Raw genomic sequence first — 3,962 nt, 5'->3', positions numbered from 1 at the left:
GTGCTTCTTCTTGGCCATACGCTTGCGACGCTTCTTAATAACTGAACCCACGAAAGTTCCTTACCGGCTAGATGCATTACCTGCCCGTTGGGAAGGGTCCGCGGGCTAAGCAGCAGACTGCACAACTGACAGGTTCTTACAATGACGTAAAACGTTCCTTAACAGGGTACCGCCTATCGGGGGCACACCACGACCGCAGGCCTCGGGGAGAGGTCTGTTAAGGCCCCGCGGGACGGGAGAAAGCTCAGCCCGTCTCGGTGCGTCCGTCGACAACAGCACCCCTGAGGTACTGTTCGACGGCGGTTTCCGGAACACGATAGGAGCGGCCGAAACGCACCGCCGGCATTTCACCGGAGTGCACCAGGCGATACACGGTCATCTTTGATACCCGCATGACATCCGCGACCTCGGCCACGGTGAGAAAGCGCGCGTTGGAGAAGTTGGCCTCCGAAGACATTTCTCTTATTCCTTTTGCTCAAGCGAACGGCTGCCCCGTCTGAACGACATGGCGGTGTGCCGATGCTGAGCCATCAAACAACCATGTGCTAGATACTCTAGGGGTTCGTGGTGCCAATGTGAAAGCCTTACGCAGGAATTTGCCAAGGTTTTCCGCAGGATACCCGCACCGGCCGTCCTCCCGGTGCCGGGCTCAGCTTAGGGTGCGCCGGGTTCGCGCCGACGCCGCCAGCTGGCCGAGCACCGAGGCGGTGACGTCCCAGTCCATGCAGGCATCCGTGACGCTCTGGCCGTACAGCAGCGCGTCGTTCCCGGCGGCGTGTTCGGCGACGTCCAGGGCCTGCGCGCCGCCCACCAGGAAACTCTCCAGCATGATGCCGGCGATGGCCGCCGCCGAGGCACCCCCCGTCTCGAGCTGGGCGCCGATCTCCAGGGCCACCTCCGCCTGCCGGTGGTGGTTCTTGCCGCTGTTGGCATGGCTCGCGTCCACGATGAGCCGCGGGTTCAGCTGCTGCGCGGCAAGGCGGGCGGAGGCCGCTTCGACGTCGGCGGCGGAGAAGTTGGGGCCTTGGCTGCCGCCGCGCAGGATGATGTGGGTGTCCGGGTTCCCTGCGGTGCTGACCAGGGCGGCCCGGCCATCCCCGTCGATCCCCAGGAACGCCTGCGCGGCGGCCGCGGCGCTGCACGCGTCCAGCGCCACCTGCAGGCCGCCGTCGGTGCCGTTCTTGAAACCGATCGGCATGGACAGGCCGGAAGCGAGTTGGCGGTGGATCTGGCTTTCCGTGGTGCGCGCCCCGATGGCGCCCCACGCGACGAGGTCCGCCATGTACTGCGGACTGATCGGTTCGAGGAATTCCGTGGCCGTGGGCAGGCCCAGCGCCGTGACCTGGCGCAGGAACTGGCGGGCGGCGCGCAGGCCGGACGCAATGTCATGGCTGCCGTCGAGCCGCGGATCATTGATCAGGCCCTTCCAGCCCACGGTGGTGCGCGGCTTCTCGAAGTACGTGCGCATGACGATCAGCAGGTCCTCGCGGTGCTTCTCGGCCTGGCTGACCAAGCGGCGGGCGTATTCGAGCCCGGCCTTGGGATCGTGGATGGAGCACGGGCCGACGATGACGAGCAACCGGTCATCGACGCCGTCCAGGATGGCGCGGACCTCGTCCCGGCCACGGCCGACGACGTCGGAGCCCCGGGCGTCCAGCGGAAGCTCCGCGATCAGTTCCTGCGGCGTGGGCAGGGCGGTGAATTCACTGATCCGCAGATTTGAGGTGGACTGCTGGCTTTCGCGGGCTGCTTCGATGCTCATTGTTCGGGTCCTGTTCCGGGGGTGCGGAGCGGGCCCTGGTCAGAACCCGCCGGAGAAATGGCGAAGGGCAGAGAATGATCTCTGCCCTGTTGGCTCTGAAGGTGGGTTGGATGCGTGTCAGTTAGACGCAGGCCCCTCCAGAGCCAACGAAAAATACGCATACCAACGGTTAGTCATGGCTCGACGATAGCCCCGCTCCCCGCCGGAGGGCAAAGCGGCGGCGTAATATTCCGACGGCGGTACTCCGGGCGCGGCCCGTTGGCTGCGGCCGGCCGGCGGCGGGCCGCGGCGACGGGTGCTGCGCGAGCGGGACGGCGTCAGGCGCCGCCACCCAAACCCGCCTCCGCGTAGTAGCCCTCGATATGCTCCGCCACCAGCCCGGCAGCCCCTTCGCCGTCGTGCCGGTTGATGGCCGCCAGGATGTCCCGGTGTTCCTGGCGCAGCCGCGCCGCGGTGGCGTCCCAGTCCGGCAGGTTTCCGGTGAGCCGTCCGGCGTAGTCCTGGATGGCTTCGCGCAGGGAACCCATCATGGCGCTGACCACCGTGTTGCCGGCCGCGTCCGCGAGCGCCAGATGGAACCGGACATCGAGGGCGAGGAAGTCCTCCGTGCCGGCGCAGCCGTCCATCTGGTCCAAAAGGCGGGCAGCCTCCGCGAGGGCGGGCGAGTCGGGGCTGGCCCTGGCCGCGGCCCAGGACTCGAGCAGCACGCGGGTCTGCACAATGTCCGCCACGGGTAAATGCGAGGTGGCCACGTGGAGCCGGAGGGCTGAGCCGAGGGCCGCCGTCGGATCCGAGATCACCACGGTGCCGGCGTCCGGCCCGGAACCCACACCTGCCCGGACCACCCCCATCGCCTCAAGTACCCGGATGGCCTCGCGCACCGAGGTTCGGGAAACGCCTAACTGCTCGGCCAAGGACCGTTCCGCGGGGAGCCTGCCGCCCACGACCAGTTGGCCGCCGGAGAGCTGGTCTTCAATCCACTGCAGGACGAGCCGGTGCGTACGCATGGCCACATCCTACTTGATGTGGTCCGACCACATCCCCTAGAGTGTGGTTGGACCACAGTGTTGGAGACGAGACGCCCCCGGAGGCCGCAGTGACGCAACCCATGAAGACCGGCACCCCCAGCAATCCAGAGGCGCCCACCACGCCGGAAGACACCGCGGCCGGCGCGGCAGGAAACACGCCCGGCACGCCCGTTGACCGCGGCGCCCTGCCCGCAGCCTTGAAGCGCCGGATGCCGAAGTACGCGGACCTCGCCCCGCTGATGCAGTTCAAGAAGCCGGAATTCAGCCGTGTCGCGAAGCTGCGGCGGGCGAGCACGATCTGGGACCTGCGCGCCATGGCCAAACGACGGACACCCCAGGCACCCTTCGACTACACCGATGGCGCCGCGGAAGCGGAGATCACCCTGCGCCGTGCCCGGGAGGCGTTCCTGGACATTGAGTTCCGCCCCGGCATCCTGCGCGACGTCTCGAGTGTGGACCTCGGCACCGAGATCCTCGGCAAGGCCGCCCGGCTGCCGTTCGGGATCGCGCCCACCGGCTTCACCCGGATGATGCAGTCCGAGGGCGAGTACGCCGGCTCCCGGGCCGCCGCGTCCGCCGGCATCCCCTACACGCTCTCCACAATGGGCACCGCCTCCATCGAGGATGTGGCCGCGGCCGCCCCGGACGGCCGGAACTGGTTCCAGCTCTACCTCTGGACGGACCGGGACCGCTCACTGGAATTGATCGAACGGGCGGCCAGGGCCGGGAACGACACCCTCATGGTCACGGTGGACACCGCCGTCGCCGGCGCCCGGCTCCGTGACGTCCGCAACGGCATGACCATCCCGCCGGCGCTGACCCTGAAGACCGTGTTCGACGCCTCCTACCGGCCCGCGTGGTGGTTCAACTTCCTCACGCACGAGCCGTTGACCTTCGCCTCGCTCTCCCGCTACACCGGCACCGTAGCGGACCTGATCAACTCCATGTTCGATCCCACCCTGACGTTTGCGGACCTCGACTGGCTGCGCGAAACCTGGAAGGGCAACCTGGTGGTCAAGGGAATCCAGACCGTCGAGGACGCCCGCAAGGTGGTGGACCACGGCGCGGACGGCGTCGTGCTCTCCAACCACGGCGGCCGCCAACTGGACCGTGCCCCCATCCCGTTCCACCTGCTCCCGGACGTGACCGCGGCACTCAAGGCGGACCACAGT

4 protein-coding genes are annotated in these 3,962 nt (G+C 67.8%); 1 reads left to right on the top strand and 3 read right to left on the bottom strand.

Annotated features, from left to right (window positions below; all coding sequences use genetic code 11):
- Positions 1-244: 244 nt before the first annotated feature.
- The 3 genes from AB4Y86_RS13685 to AB4Y86_RS13675 form a co-directional block, all read right to left on the bottom strand.
- The gene (locus AB4Y86_RS13685) at positions 245-457 is read right to left on the bottom strand and encodes a helix-turn-helix domain-containing protein (RefSeq protein WP_441402758.1); all 213 of its coding nucleotides are present in this window, start codon (positions 455-457) and stop codon (positions 245-247) included.
- Between the two features lie 192 nt (positions 458-649).
- A complete protein-coding gene (locus AB4Y86_RS13680; protein WP_441402757.1) occupies positions 650-1,762 on the bottom strand; it encodes a 3-deoxy-7-phosphoheptulonate synthase in 1,113 nt (370 codons plus the stop codon).
- A 317-nt stretch (positions 1,763-2,079) separates the two neighbouring features.
- Positions 2,080-2,769, bottom strand: coding sequence for a FadR/GntR family transcriptional regulator (locus AB4Y86_RS13675; RefSeq protein WP_441402756.1), 690 nt, complete (start codon positions 2,767-2,769; stop codon positions 2,080-2,082).
- Between the two features lie 230 nt (positions 2,770-2,999).
- On the opposite strand from AB4Y86_RS13675, the gene AB4Y86_RS13670 reads away from it, so the two are divergent.
- Positions 3,000-3,962 (top strand): alpha-hydroxy acid oxidase (locus tag AB4Y86_RS13670; protein WP_441402759.1); only part of this gene is annotated, 963 nt, incomplete at its 3' end.

The sequence above is a fragment of the Arthrobacter sp. 2YAF22_2 genome (assembly GCF_052114645.1).
Lineage (GTDB): Bacteria > Actinomycetota > Actinomycetes > Actinomycetales > Micrococcaceae > Arthrobacter.
This window is presented reverse-complemented; position numbering and strand designations above follow the sequence as displayed.